The sequence below is a fragment of the Cognatishimia sp. 1_MG-2023 genome (assembly GCF_030548175.1).
GTDB lineage: Bacteria > Pseudomonadota > Alphaproteobacteria > Rhodobacterales > Rhodobacteraceae > Cognatishimia.
Map to the genome: position 1 here is coordinate 329,063 of NZ_JAUORX010000004.1, position 22,930 is coordinate 351,992.

General features: G+C 53.4%; 19 protein-coding genes and 1 tRNA gene. 11 read left to right on the top strand and 9 right to left on the bottom strand.

Going from position 1 to position 22,930, the window contains the following annotated elements; all coding sequences use genetic code 11:
* The first annotated feature begins 62 nt into the window (after positions 1 to 62).
* The 4 genes from Q4544_RS09315 (at position 63) to Q4544_RS09330 (ending at position 4,600) form a co-directional block, all read left to right on the top strand.
* Positions 63 to 758 carry a uroporphyrinogen-III synthase gene (locus Q4544_RS09315; protein WP_303505607.1) on the top strand — a complete coding sequence of 232 codons (696 nt, stop codon included), beginning with the start codon at positions 63 to 65 and terminating at the stop codon, positions 756 to 758.
* Between the two features lie 76 nt (positions 759 to 834).
* A complete protein-coding gene (locus Q4544_RS09320; RefSeq protein ID WP_303505609.1) occupies positions 835 to 2,106 on the top strand; it encodes a COG4223 family protein in 1,272 nt (423 codons plus the stop codon).
* 10 nt (positions 2,107 to 2,116) lie between these two features.
* Entirely contained in the window at positions 2,117 to 3,592 is a 1,476-nt protein-coding gene (locus tag Q4544_RS09325) for a heme biosynthesis protein HemY (RefSeq protein ID WP_303505612.1), read from the top strand.
* A gap of 168 nt (positions 3,593 to 3,760) precedes the next feature.
* On the top strand, positions 3,761 to 4,600 hold the full coding sequence (locus Q4544_RS09330) for a 2OG-Fe(II) oxygenase (RefSeq protein WP_303505614.1): 840 nt from the start codon (positions 3,761 to 3,763) through the stop codon (positions 4,598 to 4,600).
* A gap of 8 nt (positions 4,601 to 4,608) precedes the next feature.
* On the opposite strand, the gene Q4544_RS09335 is transcribed toward Q4544_RS09330, so the two are convergent.
* Positions 4,609 to 5,553, bottom strand: coding sequence for an asparaginase (locus tag Q4544_RS09335; protein ID WP_303505616.1), 945 nt, complete (start codon positions 5,551 to 5,553; stop codon positions 4,609 to 4,611).
* A gap of 225 nt (positions 5,554 to 5,778) precedes the next feature.
* Between Q4544_RS09335 and Q4544_RS09340 the strand changes: the two genes are divergently transcribed.
* Positions 5,779 to 6,747 carry a carbohydrate kinase gene (locus Q4544_RS09340; RefSeq protein ID WP_368411263.1) on the top strand — a complete coding sequence of 323 codons (969 nt, stop codon included), beginning with the start codon at positions 5,779 to 5,781 and terminating at the stop codon, positions 6,745 to 6,747.
* Positions 6,748 to 6,801: 54 nt separating this feature from the next.
* Here Q4544_RS09340 and Q4544_RS09345 read toward each other — a convergent pair.
* A tRNA-Leu gene (locus Q4544_RS09345) sits at positions 6,802 to 6,887 on the bottom strand.
* Between the two features lie 328 nt (positions 6,888 to 7,215).
* Between Q4544_RS09345 and Q4544_RS09350 the strand changes: the two genes are divergently transcribed.
* A complete protein-coding gene (locus Q4544_RS09350) occupies positions 7,216 to 8,196 on the top strand; it encodes a complex I NDUFA9 subunit family protein (protein ID WP_303505618.1) in 981 nt (326 codons plus the stop codon).
* A gap of 39 nt (positions 8,197 to 8,235) precedes the next feature.
* Here the strand turns inward: Q4544_RS09350 and Q4544_RS09355 are convergent, their stop codons facing one another.
* Positions 8,236 to 9,039, bottom strand: coding sequence for an undecaprenyl-diphosphate phosphatase (locus Q4544_RS09355; RefSeq protein ID WP_303505619.1), 804 nt, complete (start codon positions 9,037 to 9,039; stop codon positions 8,236 to 8,238).
* Positions 9,040 to 9,255: 216 nt separating this feature from the next.
* Here Q4544_RS09355 and Q4544_RS09360 point away from each other — a divergent pair, with 216 nt between their 5' ends.
* Both Q4544_RS09360 and gltB read left to right on the top strand, forming a co-directional pair.
* Positions 9,256 to 10,689: an NAD(P)-dependent oxidoreductase gene (locus Q4544_RS09360; protein ID WP_303505620.1), complete on the top strand. Its 1,434-nt coding sequence runs from the start codon at positions 9,256 to 9,258 to the stop codon at positions 10,687 to 10,689.
* 145 nt (positions 10,690 to 10,834) lie between these two features.
* Positions 10,835 to 15,373, top strand: a complete 4,539-nt coding sequence (gene gltB / locus Q4544_RS09365) for a glutamate synthase large subunit (protein WP_303505622.1) — start codon at positions 10,835 to 10,837, stop codon at positions 15,371 to 15,373.
* A 74-nt stretch (positions 15,374 to 15,447) separates the two neighbouring features.
* Here the strand turns inward: gltB and Q4544_RS09370 are convergent, their stop codons facing one another.
* Entirely contained in the window at positions 15,448 to 16,878 is a 1,431-nt protein-coding gene (locus tag Q4544_RS09370) for a uracil-xanthine permease family protein (protein ID WP_303505623.1), read from the bottom strand.
* A 347-nt stretch (positions 16,879 to 17,225) separates the two neighbouring features.
* Here Q4544_RS09370 and mtgA point away from each other — a divergent pair, with 347 nt between their 5' ends.
* The 3 genes from mtgA to queG all read left to right on the top strand — a co-directional run bounded on the left by mtgA (position 17,226) and on the right by queG (position 19,840).
* Positions 17,226 to 17,951 (top strand): monofunctional biosynthetic peptidoglycan transglycosylase, encoded by a 726-nt coding sequence (gene mtgA, locus Q4544_RS09375; protein ID WP_303505624.1) that lies wholly within the window; start codon positions 17,226 to 17,228, stop codon positions 17,949 to 17,951.
* A gap of 89 nt (positions 17,952 to 18,040) precedes the next feature.
* Positions 18,041 to 18,706 carry a glutathione S-transferase family protein gene (locus Q4544_RS09380; RefSeq protein ID WP_303505625.1) on the top strand — a complete coding sequence of 222 codons (666 nt, stop codon included), beginning with the start codon at positions 18,041 to 18,043 and terminating at the stop codon, positions 18,704 to 18,706.
* A gap of 66 nt (positions 18,707 to 18,772) precedes the next feature.
* Entirely contained in the window at positions 18,773 to 19,840 is a 1,068-nt protein-coding gene (queG, locus tag Q4544_RS09385; RefSeq protein WP_303505626.1) for a tRNA epoxyqueuosine(34) reductase QueG, read from the top strand.
* A gap of 4 nt (positions 19,841 to 19,844) precedes the next feature.
* On the opposite strand, the gene msrA is transcribed toward queG, so the two are convergent.
* The 5 genes from msrA to Q4544_RS09410 all read right to left on the bottom strand — a co-directional run bounded on the left by msrA (position 19,845) and on the right by Q4544_RS09410 (position 22,822).
* Complete coding sequence (msrA, locus tag Q4544_RS09390; RefSeq protein WP_303505627.1) at positions 19,845 to 20,345, bottom strand: peptide-methionine (S)-S-oxide reductase MsrA; 501 nt, start codon at positions 20,343 to 20,345, stop codon at positions 19,845 to 19,847.
* The gene (msrB, locus tag Q4544_RS09395) at positions 20,342 to 20,785 is read right to left on the bottom strand and encodes a peptide-methionine (R)-S-oxide reductase MsrB (protein WP_303505628.1); all 444 of its coding nucleotides are present in this window, start codon (positions 20,783 to 20,785) and stop codon (positions 20,342 to 20,344) included. Before msrB ends, msrA begins: the two co-directional genes overlap by 4 nt.
* A 96-nt stretch (positions 20,786 to 20,881) precedes the next feature.
* Positions 20,882 to 21,634, bottom strand: coding sequence for an SDR family NAD(P)-dependent oxidoreductase (locus Q4544_RS09400; protein WP_303505629.1), 753 nt, complete (start codon positions 21,632 to 21,634; stop codon positions 20,882 to 20,884).
* A gap of 57 nt (positions 21,635 to 21,691) precedes the next feature.
* Positions 21,692 to 22,096, bottom strand: a complete 405-nt coding sequence (locus tag Q4544_RS09405) for a thioredoxin family protein (RefSeq protein ID WP_303505631.1) — start codon at positions 22,094 to 22,096, stop codon at positions 21,692 to 21,694.
* Positions 22,097 to 22,108: 12 nt separating this feature from the next.
* The gene (locus tag Q4544_RS09410) at positions 22,109 to 22,822 is read right to left on the bottom strand and encodes a cytochrome c biogenesis CcdA family protein (protein ID WP_303505633.1); all 714 of its coding nucleotides are present in this window, start codon (positions 22,820 to 22,822) and stop codon (positions 22,109 to 22,111) included.
* Positions 22,823 to 22,930: the final 108 nt, after the last annotated feature.

A 22,930-nucleotide genomic window follows, 5' to 3' on the forward strand; every position in this document is an offset into this window, starting at 1 on the left:
CCATTGCGCCGTCCTTTATGGGCAGGTAACACCGTAAGGCGCTGTAAACAATGGGGCAGTCCATGCCAAAGCCTTTGCCAACCGTACTCTTGACCCGCCCTTTGGCGCAGGCAAGAGCATTTGCGCATAGCTTATACGCCGCTGACTTTGGTGGAGAAGTGGTGATCTCTCCGCTGTTGGAAATACACAAGACAGGCGCCACAGTCGATCTTAACGGTTGTACTGGAGTGGTTTTCTCCTCTCGACAGGCGGTTGAGCTTACGCCAGTGCAAGACCTACCTGCGTGGTGTGTCGGAGATCGAACGGCTCAGGTCGCGCGTGATGCGGGCTGGAAAGCCATCTCTGCGGGCGGGGACGCAGAGGCGTTGTTTGAAAAAATTTGCGCTGATAAGCCAGCTGGCCCATTGATGCATATTCGCGGAGAACACAGCCGCGGCAAACTAGCGCAACGCCTTACAGAATATGGCATTCCTTGCAAAGAAACGGTTCTATACCAACAAAATGTGCAAAAGATGTCAGATCAGGGAAAACAGGTATTAGTTGGGGAAAACCCAGTGATCCTCCCCTTGTTTTCACCTCGGACTGCACGGCATTTTGTTCAGGTGGCACATGTAACCGCGCCGCTTCTGGTAATAGCAATGAGTGACGTAGTGGCGAATGAATTAAAGGATATGACGTTAGATCATCTTTTGATTGCTTCTAGGCCGACAGCGGATGCCATGTTAGAGGGCATTCAGATTTTAATAGATGCAGCGTGACGCATTGTGACTTGTGGCGTGGCTGCATATTTTAGCAGACACGCTTGTTAATTTGGATTCGAAAGGGTGGTAGACCGTGGCGAAGGCAGACAAAACCGACACGTCGACCGATCAAGACACGGATGCGACGCCGACTCAGGCGGAAGACATCGTTGATGCGGAAATTATCGAAGATACGACAGAAAACGCTGTGGATATTCCTGAAACCACCGATGTAGACGGCGACGCTGACGCGTTAGAAGAACCGGTAGAGGCCACTGAGCCAAGTGATGATGTCGTAGAGGTTGAAGACGTGTCTGAGGACGATTCTGCTGAAGCAGAGGTTGTCGAAGAAGAAATCGCAGCCGTAGAAACGCCAAGCGATCCAGTTCCATCCGCAGCCCCTGTGAAAAAAACGGGTTTTGTACCTGTTGTGCTTGGCGGGGTTGTTGCTGCAGCATTGGGATTTGGTGTGTCTCAATACGTTGGCCCATTGATGGTCCAAAAAGACGATGCGATCATCCAGCTTGAAGCCGCCTTGCAGGCGCAGTCAGCTAAAATCGACGAATTGCTAAGTGCCCAATCACAAGTATCTGAACGCGCCGCAGCTGTAGAAACATCTAATACCACTTTGATTGGGTCTGTTGAGGGCCTTAGCCAAGCGGTTGCCGCGGTGAACGCGCGTATTGATGATGCATCTCAGGCCGTGGTGAAAATCGACGGTCGCATCACTGCATTAGAAAAGAACCCAATTACACAAAGCCTGCCGTCCTCGGCCATCGAAGCATATGAGCGTGAGTTGGAAGAACTGAAGGCAACTGTCACGGCGCAACGCAACGAAGCGGCGTCGATGGAGGAAAACGCAAAGTTGACGGCACAGCAAGCCTTGGCACGTGCTGCGCTATCACGCGTATTATCCGCATTGGACAGTGGCGCTGGCTATAGAGCGGCTTTGACTGATTTTTCGTCGGCGACAGGTGTGCCTGCACCAGAAGCGCTCGAGGCATTTGCTGATAGCGGCATTCCGACATTGGCCAATCTGCAAGACAGTTTCCCGGTAGCCGCGCGTACCGCTTTGGCAACCGCACGTCTGACCGAAGTCGAAGAGGGCAACCGCCTGTCCTCTTTCCTAAAAGCCCAACTGGGTGCGCGATCTGTGACGGCACAGGATGGCAATGATGCAGATGCGATCCTAAGCCGCGCCGAAGACGCGCTGCGCAGTGGTCGAGTTACTGATGTTCTGGCCGAATTGGCGACTTTACCTGACGCTTCAAAAGAAGGTGTTGCTGGTTGGGTTGCGCAGGCTGAAAAACGTCAGGCTGCGTTTTCGGCAGGTGAAGTGCTGTCTCAACAATTGAACTCGAACTAAGGGTCTGCTGATGCTCTGGTCTTTAACTAAAATTCTGATTTTCGTTGTTGCCATCGCAGCACTGACCCTTGGGGCAGGCTATTTGATGGAAAGCGACGGTGGCGTGATGATCACCGTCTCTGGAGTGGAATACACTTTGACGCCTTTAGTGTCCGCTATCTCGCTGGTGGCATTGGTTGTCATTCTGTGGGTCGCATTGAAGCTTGTGTCGCTGGCAGTTGCCGTTCTGAAGTTCCTGAATGGCGACGAGACTGCGATCAGCCGCTATTTTGACCGCAACCGTGAACGTCGCGGATACCAAGCGCTGACCGAAGGCATGATGGCTTTGGCCTCCGGCGAGGGGCGGACAGCAATGGATAAAGCGCGCAAAGCCGAGCGGTTATTGCGTAAGCCTGAGCTAACCAATCTGGTTATTGCGCAGGCTGCCGAAGTATCTGGTGATCGTCGAAAAGCAGAAGAAGTTTATAAACGCTTACTGCAAGACGACACCACGCGGTTCGTTGGTGTGCGCGGCTTGATGAAGCAAAAGCTGGTGGACGGCAAAACCGACACCGCACTAAAGCTTGCGCAGACTGCATTTGCGTTGAAGCCAAAGCATGTTGAAACGCAGGATGTGTTGCTGAAATTGCAAGCCGGGAAAAAAGACTGGACCGGTGCGCGTGAGACGTTGAATGCAAAGCTAAAGCATGGCGCTCTGCCACGTGACGTGCACAAACGTCGCGACGCGGTTCTTGCGCTGTCCGAAGCCAAGGACTTGGCAGCTGATGATTCCACAATTGAAATGCGCGAAGCGTCGATTGAAGCGAACCGTTTGTCTCCTGACCTTATTCCGGCAGCCGTTTTGGCGGCTCAGGGATATGTTGAACAGGGCAAACCTCGTTATGCGACGCGCGTTTTGAAAAAAGCGTGGGACGCTCAGCCGCATCCAGATTTAGCCGCAGCGTTTGCCGCAATTGCACCGGATGAAAATGCAGCGGAACGCAGTAAGCGATTTGCAAATCTGGTTAAGGCCACACCGGATCATGCCGAAACCAAAATGTTGATGGCAGAATTGAATATTGCCGCCGAAGATTTCCCTGCCGCACGCCGCGCATTGGGTGATCTCTGGGAGGTTGATCCAACAGCACGTTCGCTGACCATCATGGCTGCGATCGAGCGGGGAGAAGGTGCAAGTGATGCCGTCGTCAAAGGCTGGCTCGCCCGCGCGCTCACCGCGTCCCGCGGCCCGCAATGGGTCTGTGAAAGCTGCCATAACATTCACGCGGAATGGACACCTGTTTGCGAAAACTGTCAAAGCTTCGATACGCTTTCTTGGACAACGCCGCCTGCATCTGAGGCCGTGAATTCTTCGGGTGTGGAAATGCTGCCGCTTATTGTTGGCGCTTTAGAAGACGCATCTGAAGAGACGGACGTCGATGAGGTGGATGTTGTTGAGATAATTGAATCTGAACAAGAAGCCGAAGAGCTGGCAGACGCTGCAAAGTAGGAATTAGCCATGGGTGGCAGTCGATTGTTCGCCCATGGTTAAACATTTCATTCTGTTTTTGCAGATTGTTCTCGTTGCGTGAGAACTTAATGCGCGATTCAACGAAAGTTTCGTAACGGCCGCGAACTCGTGGTAGAGTTTTCTCAATCCTTTGAGAGAGTTTGTATCATGACGAATGCCGCCTACCCAATTGATCCTAACAGCCTATTAATCAAAACGGCTGCTGCTAAGTCTCTAGGGGCAACTCACGCAGAAACATATCAATCGGGCGAACCGTATAACCACATTTGCATTGATAACTTCCTGCCAACCGAAGCAATTGATCGGGTCATTGAGGATCTGAAGCAGCTTCCGGAACCTGAGTCTGATTTCAGCCGACCTCAAGAGAATCTGAAGTCATCCTACATTCCAGAACGTCTTCCTGAATACACTAAGAACCTGTTTTACGCGTTTAACTCGCGTTCGTTCATTGCATTCTTGGAAAGCATGACTGGCATTCAGGGGCTTATTCCGGATCCGTATTTCTTTGGTGCAGGCATCCACAAAACTCAGAATGGCGGCCACTTAGATATTCACGCTGATTTCAATGTGCATTCCGTTATGCGGGTAGAGCGACGCTTGAATGTGCTCATTTACCTAAACCACGATTGGCAAGCTGAATGGGGCGGAAATTTTGAAATTTGGGACAAGCAGATGACCCAGAAAATGGCAAGCTTTGTGCCGACCTACAACCGAATGGTCTGCTTCTCGACTGGCTCTGATACCTTCCACGGCAACCCAGAACCTGTGAACCATCCTAACGGTGAACCACGCCAATCAATCGCGCTGTACTACTACACTGCAACATGGGACGGCACCCGCAAAGAGCATACGACCCTGTTCAAGCCACGCCCAGGTAGCGGCGACCAAGAGGATCGGCAGGTTGCGCGGCGGGAAAAAATTCAGGATATTTTGCCGCCAATCGTTTACCGAAAAATTGCAGGCCATTTGCATCGTATTGGGCTGTAATCTCCAATCTATGTGGCTGTGAACTCGCCACATAGAGACCGTCCCAGACGTTTGTGTGGATCACCATCAACCGATAGGGCATGCAGCATTTTGGCGTAGGCCGCCTCAACCGTCATATCGCGCCCATCAATGACAGCATTGTCGCGCAAGATAGATCCGGCCGCATAAGTTCCAAAGGCCATACCGCCCTCGGGGCATTGGCTTACGGCAAGCACAGGGATGCCCCGCGCTTTGGCCGTTTTCAAAGCTCTATCAAGGTTAGTGCTTTCCGGCGCGGTACCTGATCCGTAGCAGCGCAATATCAACCCATCGCACTGTTCAGCAGCGTACTGGAATATGTCGGTCACCAGACCGGGCGCCATCGCCAGAATGGCGACTTTGACAGGTTTGAAAATATGATTAACAAGAACCGGTCCAGACTGGATTGGCGGTGTATGCGTTGGTTCTGATCGAAAAGCATCGAAATCGGTTGAATGCGATTTACGTGTCCGAGCACCATGCAATCGTTGCCCCGCAAATTGCACCCAAACGCCAACTTGTGCAGTTGTCGCGGCACGCAATGCGTCTAGCAGGTTCCGCTCCCCATCATTTCCGGGGACAGTCAACGGCAACATTGATCCTGTAACGATGACGGGTTTATCTAACCCTTCCAGCGCGAAGCACAGGGCGGCGGCAGTATAGGCCAGTGTGTCTGTGCCGTGGGTTATGACAAATCCATCGTAGGCGTCATGTGCATCAGCGATCACTGTGGAGATGCGCGACCAATCTTCTGGCCCAGCATTTGCGCTGTCGATCAGTGGTTCAAGGATATGCACATCCGCGGAGCCTTCAAACGACCCGGAATTTTGAATGTGCTTAAGGGCATCCTCAACGACGCCGAGTTTCGGTGCAAAACCTTCGGCCGTTTGGATCATCCCAATCGTGCCACCTGAATGGATCAAAAGAACTTTCATACGCCGTGCTTAAGGTAATATGTGCTTTTACTCCAGCTATGAGTGGTTAACCTTGAAGCTGGGGGTGGCGATGCAGACCTTTGCTAGTGAATTTGCGGCGCAAACCGGATTGCCTCTTGCAAACGAAAATGCAAAACGACAAAAGTGTTAGCGTTAACAGTTGGGCATTTTGCTAAGATCGGCTGCTTTTCGAAAATTGAAGAAGACAAGTTCCCGGCTTACGTTATGGGTTCGGACGACAACAAGTGGCTACAAGACGAGGTTGATATGATCCTGTGTGCCGGTGAATGCCTGATTGATATGCTGCCATCCGAAGTCGATGGCGTCTCTATGTTGCGACCTGCTCCAGGCGGTGCCGTGATGAACACTGCAGTTGCTTTGGGTCGGCAGGATGTGCCGGTTCAGTTTGTCACCGGAATATCGCATGACCAGTTTGGCCGCCTGATCCAGGATCATTTAGCCGATAGCAACGTCGGACTTGATTGGGCTGTCCAAAGCGATCGCCCCACCACGCTTGCCTTTGTGGATGTGACTGACGGTGTTGTTTCCTACAACTTTTATGACGAGAATACTGCGGGCAGAATGATCGAGTCCTGTCAGCTACCGACGATCCCTGCTGAAGTAACCGCCCTATTTTTCGGCGGTATCAGCCTTATCAGCGAACCAGCGGCGGACAGTTATGCTGATCTGTTACTACACAACGCTGAGGGCCGCGTTGTGATGATGGACCCAAATATTCGACCGGCATTCATCAAAGATGAGTCCGTCTATCGTGCACGCTTGACCAAAATGCTCGCTTTGACAGACATCGTAAAAACCTCGGACGAAGATTTGGAATGGCTATACCCAGATGCGCCAAACATCGACGCAGCTATTCAAGAGTTATTAAATAGTGGCTCGAAAGTTGTGCTGTTCACAGAGGGTGCCAAGGGCGCTACGGCATACCGCCAAGGCAAAAATCCGGTTTTTGTGGCGTCTGAGAAAGTCAAAGTTGTGGATACGGTTGGTGCCGGGGATACGTTCAACGGTGGTTTCCTAACCGCTATGCACTACGAAGATATGTTGGACAAATCTAAGCTGAGCGAACTGACTGATGCGCAGCTCTCCAAAGCCCTCGGGCATGCAGCGAAATGCGCAGCCTTTTCCGTCGCACGTGCCGGAGCACAACCGCCACGACGCGCAGACGTCTTCTAAAGCTGAAACGCATCAAGCGCTTGCTTGAAATGGATTCTAAAAGTGTTGGCAAAGTGGTGCCCAGAAGAGGACTCGAACCTCCACGTCCTTGCGGACACTAGCACCTGAAGCTAGCGCGTCTACCATTCCGCCATCTGGGCACAGATGTCGTGAAGCGGGATTTAGAGCTATGCACTCAAGGAGTCAACGCAGTTTTTGAAGTTTTTAGCCATTCTACTAACTGTGACAATCTCAGCTGCTTTGAGAATGTTAAGTGTTTGAAAGAGTGTGAAAAACAGAATTTCTTAGCGGAATCCAAAGGGACTAATCCTAAAGAACAAAGCGCGCCGTGTTACAGGGATTATCTAATCAAGTCTCTGATGTTCCCCAAATCTAATCGAATTCTGATGAATTAGCCTGTTTTGATGCTTGTTCCTTGGCTCCCTCGCAGGTATTTCAAGATTAGATTTCAGATTGCGGAGGCCTCCCATGTCGAAACTTGTTACCATTTATGGCGGCTCTGGCTTTGTCGGGCGCTACATTGCGCGCCGAATGGCCAAAGAGGGCTGGCGTGTGCGCGTCGCTGTGCGTCGCCCGAACGAGGCAATGCACGTCAAACCTTATGGTGCGGTTGGACAGGTAGAGCCGGTGCTGTGTAACATCCGCGATGACGCATCCGTGGCACAAGCCATGGACGGTGCAGATGCTGTGGTTAATTGCGTGGGCATCTTGGCCGAAAGCGGTAAAAACAAATTCGATGCCGTGCAGCATGAAGGTGCTGAACGTATCGCGCGTTTAGCTGCAGCTGCAGGCATCACCACCATGGTGCATCTCTCTGCAATTGGCGCGAGTGAAGCATCTGCAAGTGAATACGCGCAATCCAAAGCGCTGGGCGAGGTGGGTGTTCTAGAACATATGCCAAACGCGATGATCCTGCGCCCATCCGTTGTTTTTGGCCCAGAGGATGACTTCTTTAACAGCTTCGCCTCTATGACAAAGCTTGGTCCAATTTTGCCATTGGTTGGCGGCAATACGAAATTCCAACCGGTGTATGTGGATGACGTAGCTCAAGCGGCAGTGCAGGGCATTCTGGGTAATGCGACTGGTACTTACGAGCTTGGTGGCCCTGATGTTGAAACGCTATCAGGCCTGATCGGCGATATGCTTTCCGTTATTCACCGCCGCAAGCTGGTCATTAATCTGCCGTTCTTTGTCGGTGGAATTATGGGTTTTGCTTTTGATATGCTGCAGTCGCTTACGCTTGGCCTGTTTTCCAACACGGTGCTAACACGCGACCAAGTTAAGTTGCTAAAGTCGGATAACGTCGTTGCAGAAGATGCGAAAACTTTGGCTGACCTTGGTATCGTTGCGACCCCTGCCAGCACAGTACTGCCTGACTATTTGTGGCGGTTCCGTCCATCGGGCCAATACGATGCAATCAAAGATTCAGCTAAGAATCTTGAAGCTTAAGTTTACTGAATAAATGAGCGGGCCTAGCGGCCCGTTTTTTTATGTGTACGCAATGACCAGCAAGATAAGCCCAAGGATCACGCGATAGATCACATAGGGTGTAAAGCTAACGGATTGCAAAAGCTTCATCATCAGCTTCAGCGCTAAGAGCGCGGATAAAAACGCAAGGAATGCCGCAATTGCTGCATCCTTTAGTTCCTGAGCTGTCAGGTCAAAGCCGGTATCCATCAACAAGTATCCGCCACTGGCGATAATCGTTGGGATGCTCATCAGCATGGCGAGGCGTGCACTGCTTTCACGGTCGTACCCTAGGCTTCTAGCGCCCGTGATCGTGATCCCGCTGCGAGACGTGCCGGGAATTAGAGCAACTGCCTGCCATAGGCCTAGAATGATCGCGTCTTTTAGGTTCCAATCCCGGGATGCTTTTTCCGAGCGCTCACGCCGATCCATAAACCAGAGCAAGATGCCAAAGCCTAGCATGGCCCAGCCGATCACCGCGATGGACCGCATCATGTCGTCTAGGCCGGTCTTTGCAAGTATCAATCCAACGGCCATTACTGGAATTGTTGCGATGATAAGCAATAATGCCAGCTTTGCGCCGGGGTGGGACAGTTGACCTGTTAGCAATGCAGGAACGCCTAATATGGCAGTTTTAACGTCTGTCCAGAAATAAAGAATGACTGCGCCTAAAGTGCCGACATGTACCGAGACGTCAAGAAATTGCCCTTGGTCTGCGGTACCCAACGCGTTTGGAAGCAAGATAAGATGTCCGGATGAAGAAACCGGAAGAAATTCGGTGATCCCTTGGATAACCGCTAATAGAATCAGGTGATAAAGTGCCATTCAAAAATCCAAAGATTACCGAATCTCCGTATAATACAGGTGGAAAATATTGGTAGAGCGCATTTAAGTCCGATTCGGTCATAAAAAATTAAGAAATTTACGCTCCCGAATGGAAATCCCATAAAAAAAGTGAAAATAGGTCACCAGTTCTGACTTTTATCCACCGTGCGCTTTGTTTACACAGGCCAGACCGAGGAATTGCAGGAGGCAGCCGCTGTGGCGAAGCAACCAATGCTGAAATTTGTAGACGTTGAACGGGATATGCCCGCAAAACGTGCCGCTGATGAACGCAATAAAGACTACAATGAGATTTATGCCGCCTACGCGACTGCGAAGGCTGAAGAGCAGGCGAGCCGTTGTTCGCAGTGCGGTGTTCCGTATTGCCAATCTCATTGTCCTCTACATAACAACATCCCAGATTGGCTGCGCCTGACGGCGACGGGGCGTTTGGAAGAGGCTTATGAAGTAAGCCAAGCAACAAACACGTTCCCTGAAATCTGTGGCCGTATTTGCCCGCAGGACCGTCTGTGCGAAGGTAACTGCGTTATTGAGCAATCCGGCCATGGCACTGTGACCATTGGGTCTGTCGAGAAATACATTACCGATACAGCATGGGAAAACGGTTGGGTGAAACCAGCGTCTCCATCTGTGGAACGTGCTGAATCTGTTGGGATTATTGGTGCCGGCCCTGGTGGTCTAGCGGCAGCTGACTTCCTGCGTCGTGCGGGTGTTCAGGTGACCGTTTATGATCGCTATGATCGTTCTGGCGGCTTGCTGACTTATGGTATTCCGGGCTTTAAGCTGGAAAAAGACGTTGTGATGCGTCGCCACGAGCAGCTTGTGCAGGGCGGCGTGACCTTCAAGTTGAACATTGAAGTTGGCAAAGACATCACGTTTGACGAGATCCGCAAAGCGCATGACGCTGTGATTATCGCGACAGGTGTTTACAAGTCTCGCGATCTTCAGGGCCCAGGTTCTGGCGCACAAGGTATTGTAAAAGCGCTAGATTATCTGTCTGCCTCCAACCGCCTCAGCTTTGGTGACACCGTTCCAGAAATCGAAAGCGGCGAGCTGAATGCCAAAGGCAAGAAGGTCGTTGTGATTGGTGGTGGTGATACGGCTATGGACTGTGTTCGTACCGCGATCCGTCAGGGTGCTGAGAGCGTCAAATGTCTGTATCGCCGTGACCGCGCAAATATGCCGGGTTCGCAGCGTGAAACGCAGAACGCTGAGGAAGAAGGCGTTATTTTTGAATGGCTTGCGGCACCTAAGGGCTTTACCGGTGATGCTGTGAATGGCGTGATGGTTCAGAAAATGCGTTTGGGTCAACCAGATGCATCTGGTCGCCAATCCCCAGAAGTGATTGAGGGCGCGGACTACGTCGAAGAGGCGGATCTGGTCATCAAGGCGCTGGGCTTTGAGCCAGAAGACCTGCCAACTCTTTGGAATCAAAAGGATTTAGCCGTAACACGTTGGGGTACTGTGAAAGCAGAATTCACAACGGGCGCGACGGATCTAGATGGCGTTTACGCGGTGGGTGACATCGTGCGGGGCGCGTCTTTGGTTGTTTGGGCGATCCGTGATGGTCGTGACTGCGCCGAGGCAATCCTGAAACGGTTTGAAACCGTAAAAGGCATCGCTGCTGAATAAATCGCATCCGTGAAACGTACGAAACGTACGTTTCACGGCCTCAAACGTACAATTCGCTTGAAACAAAGTTCGGTCACATCGCAACAGCGGACCTCTTTGAGACGGGCATCAAGATTGACCTACCGAGTTAGGGAAGGGTTAAGACATGACAAAATACGATGAAAACTGGGTACGCTCAGAAGAAGCCAAGCGTCAGTACATGGCCGAGAATGGTCTGTATAACGAATCCGAAGAGCACTCCTCTTGCGGTGTTGGCCTTGTGGTTGCCGTGGACGGCAAGAAGAGCCGCAAAGTTGTTGAGGCGGGTATCGACGCGCTGAAAGCAATTTGGCACCGTGGCGCGGTTGACGCGGATGGTAAGACTGGCGACGGCGCGGGTATCCACGTGGATATTCCTGTTCCGTTTTTCTATGACCAGATTAAGCGCACAGGCCACGAGCCGCGCAAAGACGAATTGGTTGCTGTTGGTCAGGTGTTCCTGCCGCGTACTGATTTTGGTGCGCAGGAAAAATGCCGGACCATCATCGAAACAGAAATTCTGCGGATGGGTTATTTCATCTACGGTTGGCGTCACGTGCCTGTCGACATCACCTGCCTAGGTGAGAAGGCAAACGCGACCCGTCCTGAGATTGAGCAAATCCTGATCTCGAATTCCAAAGGTGTGGACGAAGACACATTTGAGCGTGAGCTTTATGTGATCCGTCGCCGCATTGAAAAAGCGGCTCAAAAAGCTGGCATTGGTGGATTGTATCTGGCGTCGCTGTCTTGTCGTTCGATCATCTACAAAGGCATGATGTTGGCCGAGCAGGTTGCGGTGTTCTACCCAGACCTAATGGACGAGCGGTTTGAATCCACATTCGCGATTTATCACCAGCGGTATTCCACAAACACCTTCCCGCAGTGGTGGTTGGCGCAGCCGTTCCGCATGCTTGCGCATAACGGCGAGATCAACACGCTGAAGGGTAACGTTAACTGGATGAAGTCCCACGAAATCCGCATGGCATCGGATTACTTTGGTGACTTGGCCGAAGACATCAAACCAATCGTTCCAAGCGGTGCGTCTGACTCTGCTGCGTTAGATGGTGTGTTTGAGGTATTCGTGCGTGCTGGTCGTTCGGCACCTATGGCGAAAACCATGCTGGTTCCTGAAAGCTGGTCCAAGCAAGCGGTTGAACTGCCGCAAAGCTGGATCGACATGTATTCCTATTGCAACTCTGTTATGGAACCATGGGATGGCCCAGCCGCGTTGGCGATGACGGATGGTCGCTGGGTGTGTGCTGGTCTTGACCGGAACGGCCTGCGCCCGATGCGCTATGTCGTAACTGGTGACGGTCTGCTGATCGCTGGCTCAGAGGCAGGTATGGTGCCAATCGACGAAGCCAATGTTGTTGAAAAAGGCGCGCTTGGTCCGGGTCAGATGATTGCGGTCGATAAGGTTGACGGCAAGCTGTACCGCGACACTGAGCTGAAAGACAAATTGGCGAACGCGCGTCCGTATGGTGATTGGGTTGGCAAAATCCGTGATCTGGACACAGAGCTGAGCAAGGTAACTGAAAAGCCATTGTTCACTGGTGCGGATTTGCGCCAACGTCAGATTGCGGCAGGCTATTCTATCGAAGAGCTTGAGCAAATTCTGGCACCGATGGCAGAGGATGCGAAAGAAGCGTTGGCCTCTATGGGGGATGATACCCCGAGTGCGGTTCTGTCCAATAAGTATCGCCCATTGAGCCACTTCTTCCGTCAGAACTTTTCTCAGGTCACGAACCCTCCGATCGACAGTTTGCGCGAATACCGCGTGATGTCGTTGAAGACGCGTTTCGGAAACTTGAAGAATGTGTTAGACGAAGATGGGTCGCAAACCGAAATCATCATGTTGGACAGCCCATTTGTTGGGAATGCCCAGTTTGAAGCGCTGCTAGAAGCGTTTGATGATACGGTTATTCGGATCGACTGTACCTTCCCTGTAGATGCTAAAGCTGGCGCGTTGCGTGACAATCTTGAGCGTATTCGGGCCGAGGCAGAAGATGCGGTGCGTTCGGGCGCAGGTCACATTGTTCTGAGCGATAAGAACCAAGGTACGGATCGTGTTGCGATGCCGATGATCTTGGCGACCTCTGCTGTGCACAGCCATTTGACACGCAAAGGTTTGCGGACGTTCTGTTCTTTGAACGTGCAATCCGCTGAATGTATTGACCCGCATTACTTTGCGGTTCTGATTGGCGCGGGTGCGACTGTTGTGAACGCCTATCTGGCAGAAGATTCACTGGCAGATCGTATTCAGCGCGGATTGTTGGACGTTGATCTGACAACGGCGATTGCACGGTATCGTGAGGCAATCGACGCGGGTCTGTTGAAGATCATGGCGAAGATGGGGATTTCTGTGATCTCGTCTTATCGTGGTGGTTTGAACTTTGAAGCTGTTGGTCTGTCGCGTGCGATGTGTGCCGAGTACTTCCCTGGTATGACCTCGCGGATTTCTGGGATCGGTGTTTCCGGTATTCAGCGCAAAGCCGAAGAAGTACATGCGAAAGGCTTCCTTGCGGATAGCAAAGTGTTGCCGGTTGGTGGCTTCTACAAAGCGCGTAAGTCTGGTGAGACACACGCGTGGGAAGCGCAGACCATGCATATGATGCAGGCGGCGTGTAACCGCGCCTCTTATGAGATGTGGAAGCAGTATTCGGCTAAGATGCAGTCGAACCCGCCGATCCATTTGCGTGATTTGTTGGACGTGAAGCCTTTGGGTAAAGCGGTTCCAATCGAAGAAGTTGAATCGATCACATCTATCCGTAAGCGTTTCGTTACTCCGGGTATGTCTTTGGGTGCGTTGTCACCTGAGGCGCATAAGTTGCTGAACGTAGCGATGAACCGGATTGGTGCGAAGTCTGACTCTGGTGAGGGCGGCGAAGATCCGGCGCACTTTGTACCGGAGCCAAATGGCGACAACCCATCTGCGAAGATTAAGCAGGTTGCGTCCGGCCGTTTTGGTGTGACTGCGGAATATCTGAACCAGTGTGAAGAGCTGGAAATCAAAGTAGCCCAAGGCGCGAAGCCGGGTGAGGGTGGTCAGCTGCCGGGTATGAAGGTTACTGACCTGATTGCACGTCTGCGTCACTCGACCAAGGGTGTGACATTGATTTCACCTCCTCCGCATCATGACATCTATTCGATCGAAGACCTTGCGCAGTTGATTTACGATCTGAAACAGATCAACCCAACTGTGAAAGTGACCGTGAAACTGGTGGCATCGTCCGGCGTGGGTACGATTGCGGCGGGTGTTGCGAAGGCAAAGGCGGATGTGATCCTGATTTCAGGTCACAACGGCGGCACCGGCGCATCTCCGGCGACTTCAATCAAGCACGCGGGTCTGCCATGGGAAATGGGCCTGACCGAAGCGCATCAAGTTCTATCGATGAACAACCTGCGTGAGCGTGTGACTTTGCGGACCGATGGTGGTTTGCGTACTGGTCGTGACATCGTCATGGCAGCGATGCTGGGTGCCGAGGAATACGGTATTGGGACAGCGGCGCTGATCGCGATGGGCTGCATCATGGTTCGCCAGTGTCAGTCCAACACTTGCCCAGTGGGTGTGTGTACGCAGGACGACGCGCTGCGTGCGAAATTCACAGGGACTGCGGATAAGGTTGTGAATCTGATCACATTCTATGCACAGGAAGTGCGTGAAATTCTGGCCGAAATCGGTGCCCGTTCGATGGATGACATCATCGGTCGTGCTGATTTGTTGGCTCAGGTTTCACGTGGGTCTGCGCATCTGGATGATCTGGATTTGAACCCGCTGTTGATCACTGTCGATGGCGCATCCGAGATCGTCTACAACCGTGACAAAGAGCGCAATGTTGTGCCTGATACGCTGGATGCTGAAATCGTGCGCGATGCGGCGCGGTTCCTGAAGGACGGCGAAAAGATGCAATTGTCTTACGCGGTGCAGAACACGCACCGGACTGTGGGCACACGTACTTCGAGCCACATCGTTCAGAACTTTGGCATGCGAAACACGCTGCAAGAAGATCACCTGACCGTTAAGCTTTCTGGTTCTGCTGGTCAGTCGCTAGGTGCCTTTGCGGCGCCTGGTCTAAAGATCGAAGTGACAGGCGATGCCAACGACTATGTTGGTAAGGGTCTGTCGGGCGGTACTGTTGTGGTGCGTCCTCCGATGAACTCGCCGTTGGTGGCTGCAGAGAATACGATCATTGGTAACACAGTTCTGTACGGTGCGACGGATGGTTACCTGTTTGCAGCAGGCCGTGCCGGTGAACGCTTTGCGGTTCGGAACTCTGGCGCGAAGGTCGTTATCGAAGGTTGTGGCGCCTGTGGTTGTGAATACATGACCGGTGGTGTTGCTGTGATCTTGGGTGAAATCGGTGCCAACTTTGGCGCGGGTATGACCGGTGGTATGGCGTATCTATACGATCCAGAGGGCACAAGCGTGCCACTGATGAATATGGAGACGCTGGTGACTTGCCCTGTGACCGTGGCGCATTGGGAAGATCAGCTGAAAGGTTTGATCGAGCGTCACTTGGCGGAAACAGGCTCGCGTAAAGCAGCGGACATTCTGCAGCATTGGGATGTTGAGAAGGCCAACTTTGTTCAGGTTTGCTCTACCGAGATGCTGAACAACTTGCCGCATCCACTTAGTGAAGAGAACACGGCGATCCCTGCTGAGTGATCCAAGCGAATAAAGACATAGAAAAGCCCCGCAGGAAACTGCGGGGCTTTTGCTTTTGGTGATGTGTGCAGGTCTTAGTTGCCAAGTGACCCTTCGCCTTTGCCAGATAGGCCACCTGACACTTCGTCGGTGGATTCGTCTGACAGTTCTTCGGGCAGGATCAGGTTCAGTACGATTGCCAGTGTCGCTGCTGGAAGTAGACCGCTGGTCATTAGGACGCGCAGCGTGTCTGGTAGATATTGAACCGCTTTGGGATCAAGCTGCAGGCCAAGGCCGACTGATAGCGATATGGCAAAGATCACCATGTTGCGGCGGTTCCAATTCACATCTGACAGCATCGAAATACCCGCCGCGACCACCATACCGAACATGACGATGACGCCGCCGCCCAGAACCTCGATTGGAATGGTGCGGATAAGTGCGCCCACTTTTGGGATCAGCCCACAGATAATCAGGAAGATTGCACCGATGGTGACCACATGGCGGCTCATGACGCCGGTCATTGCGATCAGGCCGACATTTTGGCTGAACGAGGTGTTTGGAAAGCCGCCAAAGATGCCAGCAACCGCTGAACCGAGACCGTCTGCGTAGGTTGCGCCTTGGATTTCAGCCTCTGTTGCCTCGCGTCCTGCACCGCCTTTTGTCACCCCAGAGACATCGCCCACGGTTTCAACGGCTGATACGAAGGCCATTAGGCAGAAGCCCACAACTGCGGCGATGCTAATCTCGAACCCGTATTTAAACGGTGTTGGGAAGGCAAAGCTTGCGGCGCGGCTCCAGCTGGTTGCGATGCCATCAAAGGTGACCATGCCCATCAGTAATGCGTAGACGTATCCGACCAAGATGCCGATCACGACGGCGGAAACAGAGAGCATGCCCTTGGCATAGAATTTGAGACCTAGCGTGACAAAGATCACGACGAGCGCTGCGGACCAGTTGAGGAGCGAGCCATATTCCGGTGCGTTGATCGCCGGAACGCCGCCTGCTGCGTATTGAATTCCGACCTTGACCAATGCGAGACCGATCATCGTGACGACAAGTCCGGTGACGAGTGGCGGTAAGGCAAATCGGATTTTACCGATGAAGGTTGCGATTAGGGCGTGGAAGAGCCCCCCGATGATCACGCCGCCGAAGAGGGCGGGTAGTGCCTCTACCCCTTTTCCGGCCACGAGAGGCACCATGATTGGAATAAACGCAAAGCTGGTGCCTTGGACGATGGGTAGGCGTGCGCCAACTGGGCCGAAGCCGATTGTTTGAAACAGCGTGGCGATGCCCGCAAAGAGCATCGACATCTGAATGAGGTATGTCATGTCCGGGAAGCCCTGCGCCCCGGCGTCTGAGCCAAAGCCAAATCCAGCAGCGCCTGCGATGATGATTGCCGGCGTCACGTTTGACACGAACATTGCTAAAACGTGCTGAATTCCCAGTGGAATTGCGCGGTTTAGGGCCGGTGTGAAGTTTGGATCTCTGAGCTGTTCTGGTGTCCCAATTGAAGTATCAGCCATCTTTTGCCTTCCCCCTATGAAGGTAAGTGCCAGCCTTTTTGCTGGCGTGGTGATGTCTGGACCCAATTAAAATGGAGATATATTAGTAGCTTAACCCGGTCCAAACCTACTTTTACTTCTGCTAGTGCTAAGATTGAGACCTACCGCTGCCCGTTCCGTCAAGGCAACCAGACCGGTTTGTGAGGACTGTGTGCTTCGGGCTACATGACTGAATTTTAGGCAGATAAGCGGTGTTGGGGCCTGCAATTGCATGATTTTTGCGCGGCTTGCAGGATGTGGAATGTGTTGCGATGCTTGCGTCGCGGGGTGGCTCGGACTATCCAATTGGGCAGAGCAGGGCACGGTAGATGGCTAAGAAAACCGCAAAGAAAAAGACTAAAGCGCCAAAAGAAACGTGGCGCGCGCGGCAAAAGCGGCGCGTACGTCGGATTGCGTTTCGAGGTGCGATTTGGTCTGTGTCGCTGTTTATCTTTGCCATCTTGATTTTCACGGTTGTGAACCCGCCGATCACTTGGACGATGTATTCTGAGAAGTCGCGACTTGGGCGGTTGGATCACCAATGGGTACCGATCGAGGACGTGGCTGACGTGATGTCGCGGGCCGTTGTCGCGGCCGAAGATGCGAATTTCTGCGATCACTGGGGCTTTGACGTAAATGCGATCCGGGCGGCGATTGAAGACGGTGCGGGACGCGGTGCGTCGACGATCAGTCAGCAGGTGGTGAAGAACGTGTATCTTTGGCAGGGGCGCAGTTGGGTGCGGAAGGCATTGGAAACCGGGATTACGCCGGTGATCGAAATGGCTTGGAGCAAACGGCGCATTTTGGAGGTTTACTTGAACGTGGCCGAGTTTGACGAGGGTGTGTTTGGAATAGAAGCGGCCTCGCGTCATTATTTTGGTGTTGGTCCCGAGGTGCTGTCAGCCAGCCAAGCAGCACGGTTGGCGATGGTGCTTCCTAACCCCAAGCGGCGTTCGCCCAATGGGTTGAGCAAGGCGCAAACGCGGCGTGCGGCGTCCATTATGGATGGGGCTGCGACCATTGCGAGAGACGGGCGCGCCCGCTGTTTTGAGTAAGAATACGCCGAGCTGACAGCAATCGCTTGTTGAAACCTGCGGGGGAATTCGGCAATTAGGATGAAACTTCTTAAAATATTGGTTCTGTAATGGCTCGTTTGTTCCATGTTCCCCTATCGCCCTATTGTCGCAAAGTGCGTCTTAGCCTTGCTGAGAAAAAGATTGAATGCGAGTTGGTGGAAGAGCGGTACTGGGAGCAAGACCCGGACTTTCTGCGCCGCAACCCAGCGGGCAAGGTGCCCGTTCTAAAGTTGGATACGCAGACGATGGCCGAAAGTGCCGCGATCTGTGAGTACTTGGAAGAGGCCTATCCAGAGCCATCCTTGATGCCGAAAGGTGCAGAAGCACGGTATGAGGTACGTCGGTTGGTGAGTTGGTTTGATGACAAGTTTCATCACGAGGTGACCAGCAAGCTGCTGTATGAGCGGGTGAACAAGAAGGTTCAAGGCTCTGGCTATCCGGACAGTAAAAACGTGAAGGCCGGCGCCAAGGCGATTAAGTATCATTTGGACTATATGGCGTGGTTGTTGGATCATCGTCGTTGGTTGGCGGGTGATCAGATGACCTTGGCTGATTTTGCGGCCGCGGCGCATTTGTCGTGCTTGGATTATATCAGTGATGTGGATTGGAACCGATCCGAAGCGGTGAAAGATTGGTACGCCAAGATTAAGTCGCGGCCTGCGTTCCGGTCCATTCTCGCGGATCAAGTGCCGGGCTTTCCGCCGCCTCCGCATTACGCCGATCTGGATTTCTGATAGGGTATCGGAGGGGGCTGTCTGCCCCCTCTTGGCCATTCTGGCCAATTCACCCCCGAAGGTATTTTGGTCAAGAAAAAGGACGCGGTTGTGGATTTGAAGGCGCGGTTGGTGGCAGAGGCTGAGGCGGTTGGGTTTGACCTGTGCCGTATCTGTCGCCCGGATTCTGTGCCGCAGGTTCCTGCCGGATTGGGTGGTTTTCTAGAGGCTGGATATCACGGGCAGATGGGTTGGTTGGCGGAGCGCGTGCATTGGCGATCTGATCCGGCCGCGTTGTGGCCCGAAGCGCGGTCGGTGATCATGTTGGGGGAAAGCTATACGCCTGAGCATGATCCGACGGATGTGCATGGGATGGCGGATCGCGGGGCGATCTCGGTTTATGCGCAGAACAAAGATTACCATGATTTGGTGAAGAAGCGCCTGAAGCGATTGGCGCGGTGGTTGATTGCCGAGACGGGTGACGCGACGCAGGTTAAGGTGTTTGTTGACACTGCGCCGGTGCCGGAGAAACCGTTGGGGCAGGCTGCTGGTCTGGGTTGGCAGGGGAAACATACCAATTTGGTGAGCCGGGACTTGGGGTCTTGGTTCTTTATTGGATCGGTGTTTACGACCGTTGAATTAGAGACTGATCCAGCTGAAATTGATCATTGTGGTTCGTGTCGGTCGTGTTTGGATGCTTGCCCAACGGGGGCGTTTCCTGCGCCTAACCAGATTGATGCGCGGCGGTGCATTTCCTATCTGACGATTGAACATCATGGCCCGGTGGATGAAGAGCTGCGGCCGATGTTGGGCAATCGGATTTATGGCTGTGATGATTGTTTGGCTGCCTGTCCGTGGAACAAGTTTGCCGTTGAGGCGCGTGAAGTGCGGTACCATGCGCGCGATGAATTGGTGGCGCCACCGTTGGCTGAGCTAGCGGCGTTGGATGATGCCGCGTTTCGGGCGAAGTTTTCGGGATCGCCGATCAAGCGCATTGGGCGCAATCGCTTTGTGCGCAATGTGTTGTATGCGATGGGAAACTCGGGGATTGGCCGCTATGTGCCGCAGGTCGAAGCGCTAGCTATGGATACGGACGAGACCGTGGCGGATGCTGCGCGCTGGGCGTTGCGGCGCCTGAAAGACGCCGCAGCCTAGAGTTTTATCCGCTGCGTTTTGGGAGAACCCAATCTGGGCGCGGGAAGTGGCAGGTGTAGCCGCCTTTGTTCTTTTCCAGATAGTCCTGGTGGTAATCCTCGGCTTCCCAGAAATCGCTGACCGGTTCGACTTCGGTCACGACTTTGCCGGGCCAAAGGCCAGAGGCATCGACATCTGCGATGGTGTCCAGGGCCACGGCTTTTTGCGTGTCGTCAACGTAGTAGATCGCTGAGCGATAGGATGTGCCAACATCGTTGCCTTGGCGGTTCACGGTGGTTGGATCGTGGATCTGAAAGAAGAATTCCAGAATGTTGCGATAAGTGGTTTGGTCGGGATCAAAGGTGATCTCGATCCCTTCTGCGTGGGTGCCATGGTCGCGATAGGTCGCGTTTGGGACGTCACCGCCGGTGTAACCGACGCGCGTTGTCAGCACGCCTTTTTGGCGGCGGATCAGGTCTTCCATGCCCCAGAAACAGCCGCCTGCAAGTACTGCGCGTTCGCTCATGAGATGTCCTCTACTTGGTTAAGATAGGCTGCGTAGCCTTCGGCCTCCATGTCGTCACGATGGACGAAACGTAGAGAGGCAGAGTTAATGCAATAGCGTAGGCCGCCGCGATCTGCGGGACCGTCTGGAAAGACGTGACCAAGGTGGCTGTCGCCGTGTTTTGAGCGCACTTCGACCCGCACCATGCCGTGAGTGGAATCATGGTGTTCCGTGACATTGTCGATGGGCTTGGTAAAGCTGGGCCAGCCGCAGCCGGATTCGTATTTGTCAGAACTGGCAAACAGCGGTTCGCCTGAAACGACATCGACGTAAATGCCCGGTTCTTTGTTTTTCAACAATTTACCCGTGCCCGGACGTTCAGTGCCGTTTTCCTGCGTGACCCAGAATTGTTCGTCGGTCAGCGTTTGGATGACGTCGGGATCTTTGCGATATTGGCTCACATTGGGTCTCCGTTCTTGGTTGCGGTCTCTATTAGATGGAGCGCGCGCGGGGAATTCAAATGGTTATTACATGCGGCTGACATAGGCGTGATTGGGCTAGCTGCGCAAGGCTGGAAGGCCGACGCCGGTGCTGTCAAATCCGCCATCTGCTGCGATGGTTTGGCCGGTGACATAGCTGGCCTTGTCAGAGCAGAGGAAGGTGATGACTTCGCCGATTTCGGATTCTGTGCCGTAACGGTTTAGCGGTAGTGCGTCGTGGTAAGCATCAATGATCTCTTGGCTGTGGACGGCCATGGCGAGTTTTGTGCGCACGGGTCCGGGGCAGACACAGTTGGCACGGATGCCGAATTCGCCGAGTTCGGCGGCCTGTTGTTTGGTGAATTGAATGACGGCAGCTTTGGAGGTGCCATAAGCTAAACGCAATGTGGAGGCACGCAGACCAGAGATTGAGGCGATGTTGACGAAGGCGCCGCTGGTTTCTTTGAGGGCTTCCGTGGTGGCTTGAGACACAAGAAAAACGCCATCAAGGTTTGTTTGCATCACGCGGCGCCACATGGCGAAATCTGTGTCTTGGATGGGACCGAATTCCGCGATGCCAGCGTTGTTTACCACGGCGTCTATGCGGCCAAAGTGGGATTTGACCCGGGCGACCATGTCGGTGACGGATTGTGGGTCTGAAACATCACAATATACAGGTAGGGCGTTTTCGACTGTGGCTGCGGCTGCGGTTAGTTCTGCTTCGTCGCGGTCAATCATGGCGACGTGCCAGCCTTGGGCTGCGAACAGTTTGGTTGTCGCGAGACCGATGCCTCGCGCGGCACCGGTGATGAGTGCGATTTTATGTGCCATGTGGCCCTCCCTCTTTTCAGAAGGAGTGACACATCATTTCAGTTGCGGCAACGTTGGTTACGCTGTGGCCGCGTTTAGGGCGGAATCCATCAAAGCTTTGATCTGAGATTTGCTTGTGCCAGCCACGATACGCCCGAGTTCCTTATCGCCTTTGATGGCGACGAGTGTGGAGCGGCGCGGGATTCTCATGTCTTTGACCAAATCGGAGTTGCCATATTGATCCCAATCAACGGCGATAAAGACGATGTTGGCGTCATAGGCCGGGTTTGCCTTTTTCAATGCATCAATGACGCGTTCCTGCGCTTTGCAGGTGGAGCACCAGCTGGCCTTGAAATCGAGGAAAACAGTGTCGCCTGCTGCGAGGTGTTTTTTGACGAGGCCGGGTGTGTAGTCTGCGGCGGCAAAGCTGATGCTGGGCAGCGAGGCGGCTGCCGCGAGGGCAAGAAATGAGCGACGTTTCATACGAGATACTCCTTACAAAGAGACAGAGAGGTCAACAAGCCAAGCCGGCATGTGATCGAGTAGCCAGCCCTCGGCATAGTGATGTAGTTGGAAAAAGAGCATCGCGCCGACGGCAATAAAGACGATGCCCATGATGGGGCGCGAGGCTTTGGCGATTTTACGCATGGCGGCTTGGCGGCGTTGTAATGCGCTGCGGGCCCCGTAGCCGAGGGCCAATACGATGGTTGAAACGCCAAAGGCAAAGGCCACCATGATGGCGGATGCAAAGCCGAGGTTTTCGCCTTGGCTGGCAAGAGAAATTGCGCCGCCTAGGGTTGGGCCAACGCAGGGGCTCCAGACTGCGCCAAGCAGTAGGCCGCCGATGAATTGGCCCCGTAAGGTGGCGCGATCAACGGTGTCGAGCTGGCTATCGGCGCGGGTGGCGACACCTGCGGTTGCGGTTTGAAACGCGGATGAGGCACGAGGCACTAAGAGCACGATACCGAAAACGATCATCACAAGAGCACCGGCGCGCGAAATGTCGTCCACAGATAGGCCAACGGCGTGGCCGAATGCGGTGACGGTTACACCGAGAATAACAAAAGACAGACTGAGGCCTGCAGCGACGGCTAGCGGGCCGTGGCGACTGGCGTTTAGGGAAGTTGCCAAGACGATGGGCAGCACCGGCAAAACGCAGGGGTTGATTAAGGTGAGCAAACCTGCGGCATATGCAAAAATCAGTTCCATATGCGCAAGATGCCGAATTAATGGGGTTTTGTCATGGTGTAGCTTTTGATGCGTCGATCAACATTGCGTGTGAGTAAGGGGGCGCTGCCCCCTCTTTGCTGGGAAATT

Excerpts from the sequence above, each read along its gene's own strand:
- Q4544_RS09315 (WP_303505607.1), top strand. The coding sequence starts at position 63 with ATGCCAAAGCCTTTGCCAACCGTACTCTTGACCCGCCCTTTGGCGCAG.
- Q4544_RS09325 (WP_303505612.1), top strand. The coding sequence starts at position 2,117 with ATGCTCTGGTCTTTAACTAAAATTCTGATTTTCGTTGTTGCCATCGCA.
- Q4544_RS09330 (WP_303505614.1), top strand. The coding sequence starts at position 3,761 with ATGACGAATGCCGCCTACCCAATTGATCCTAACAGCCTATTAATCAAA.
- Q4544_RS09335 (WP_303505616.1), bottom strand. The coding sequence starts at position 5,553 with ATGAAAGTTCTTTTGATCCATTCAGGTGGCACGATTGGGATGATCCAA.
- Q4544_RS09340 (WP_368411263.1), top strand. The coding sequence starts at position 5,779 with ATGGGTTCGGACGACAACAAGTGGCTACAAGACGAGGTTGATATGATC.
- Q4544_RS09350 (WP_303505618.1), top strand. The coding sequence starts at position 7,216 with ATGTCGAAACTTGTTACCATTTATGGCGGCTCTGGCTTTGTCGGGCGC.
- Q4544_RS09355 (WP_303505619.1), bottom strand. The coding sequence starts at position 9,039 with ATGGCACTTTATCACCTGATTCTATTAGCGGTTATCCAAGGGATCACC.
- gltB (WP_303505622.1), top strand. The coding sequence starts at position 10,835 with ATGACAAAATACGATGAAAACTGGGTACGCTCAGAAGAAGCCAAGCGT.
- Q4544_RS09370 (WP_303505623.1), bottom strand. The coding sequence starts at position 16,878 with ATGGCTGATACTTCAATTGGGACACCAGAACAGCTCAGAGATCCAAAC.
- mtgA (WP_303505624.1), top strand. The coding sequence starts at position 17,226 with ATGGCTAAGAAAACCGCAAAGAAAAAGACTAAAGCGCCAAAAGAAACG.
- Q4544_RS09380 (WP_303505625.1), top strand. The coding sequence starts at position 18,041 with ATGGCTCGTTTGTTCCATGTTCCCCTATCGCCCTATTGTCGCAAAGTG.
- msrA (WP_303505627.1), bottom strand. The coding sequence starts at position 20,345 with ATGAGCGAACGCGCAGTACTTGCAGGCGGCTGTTTCTGGGGCATGGAA.
- Q4544_RS09400 (WP_303505629.1), bottom strand. The coding sequence starts at position 21,634 with ATGGCACATAAAATCGCACTCATCACCGGTGCCGCGCGAGGCATCGGT.
- Q4544_RS09405 (WP_303505631.1), bottom strand. The coding sequence starts at position 22,096 with ATGAAACGTCGCTCATTTCTTGCCCTCGCGGCAGCCGCCTCGCTGCCC.
- Q4544_RS09410 (WP_303505633.1), bottom strand. The coding sequence starts at position 22,822 with ATGGAACTGATTTTTGCATATGCCGCAGGTTTGCTCACCTTAATCAAC.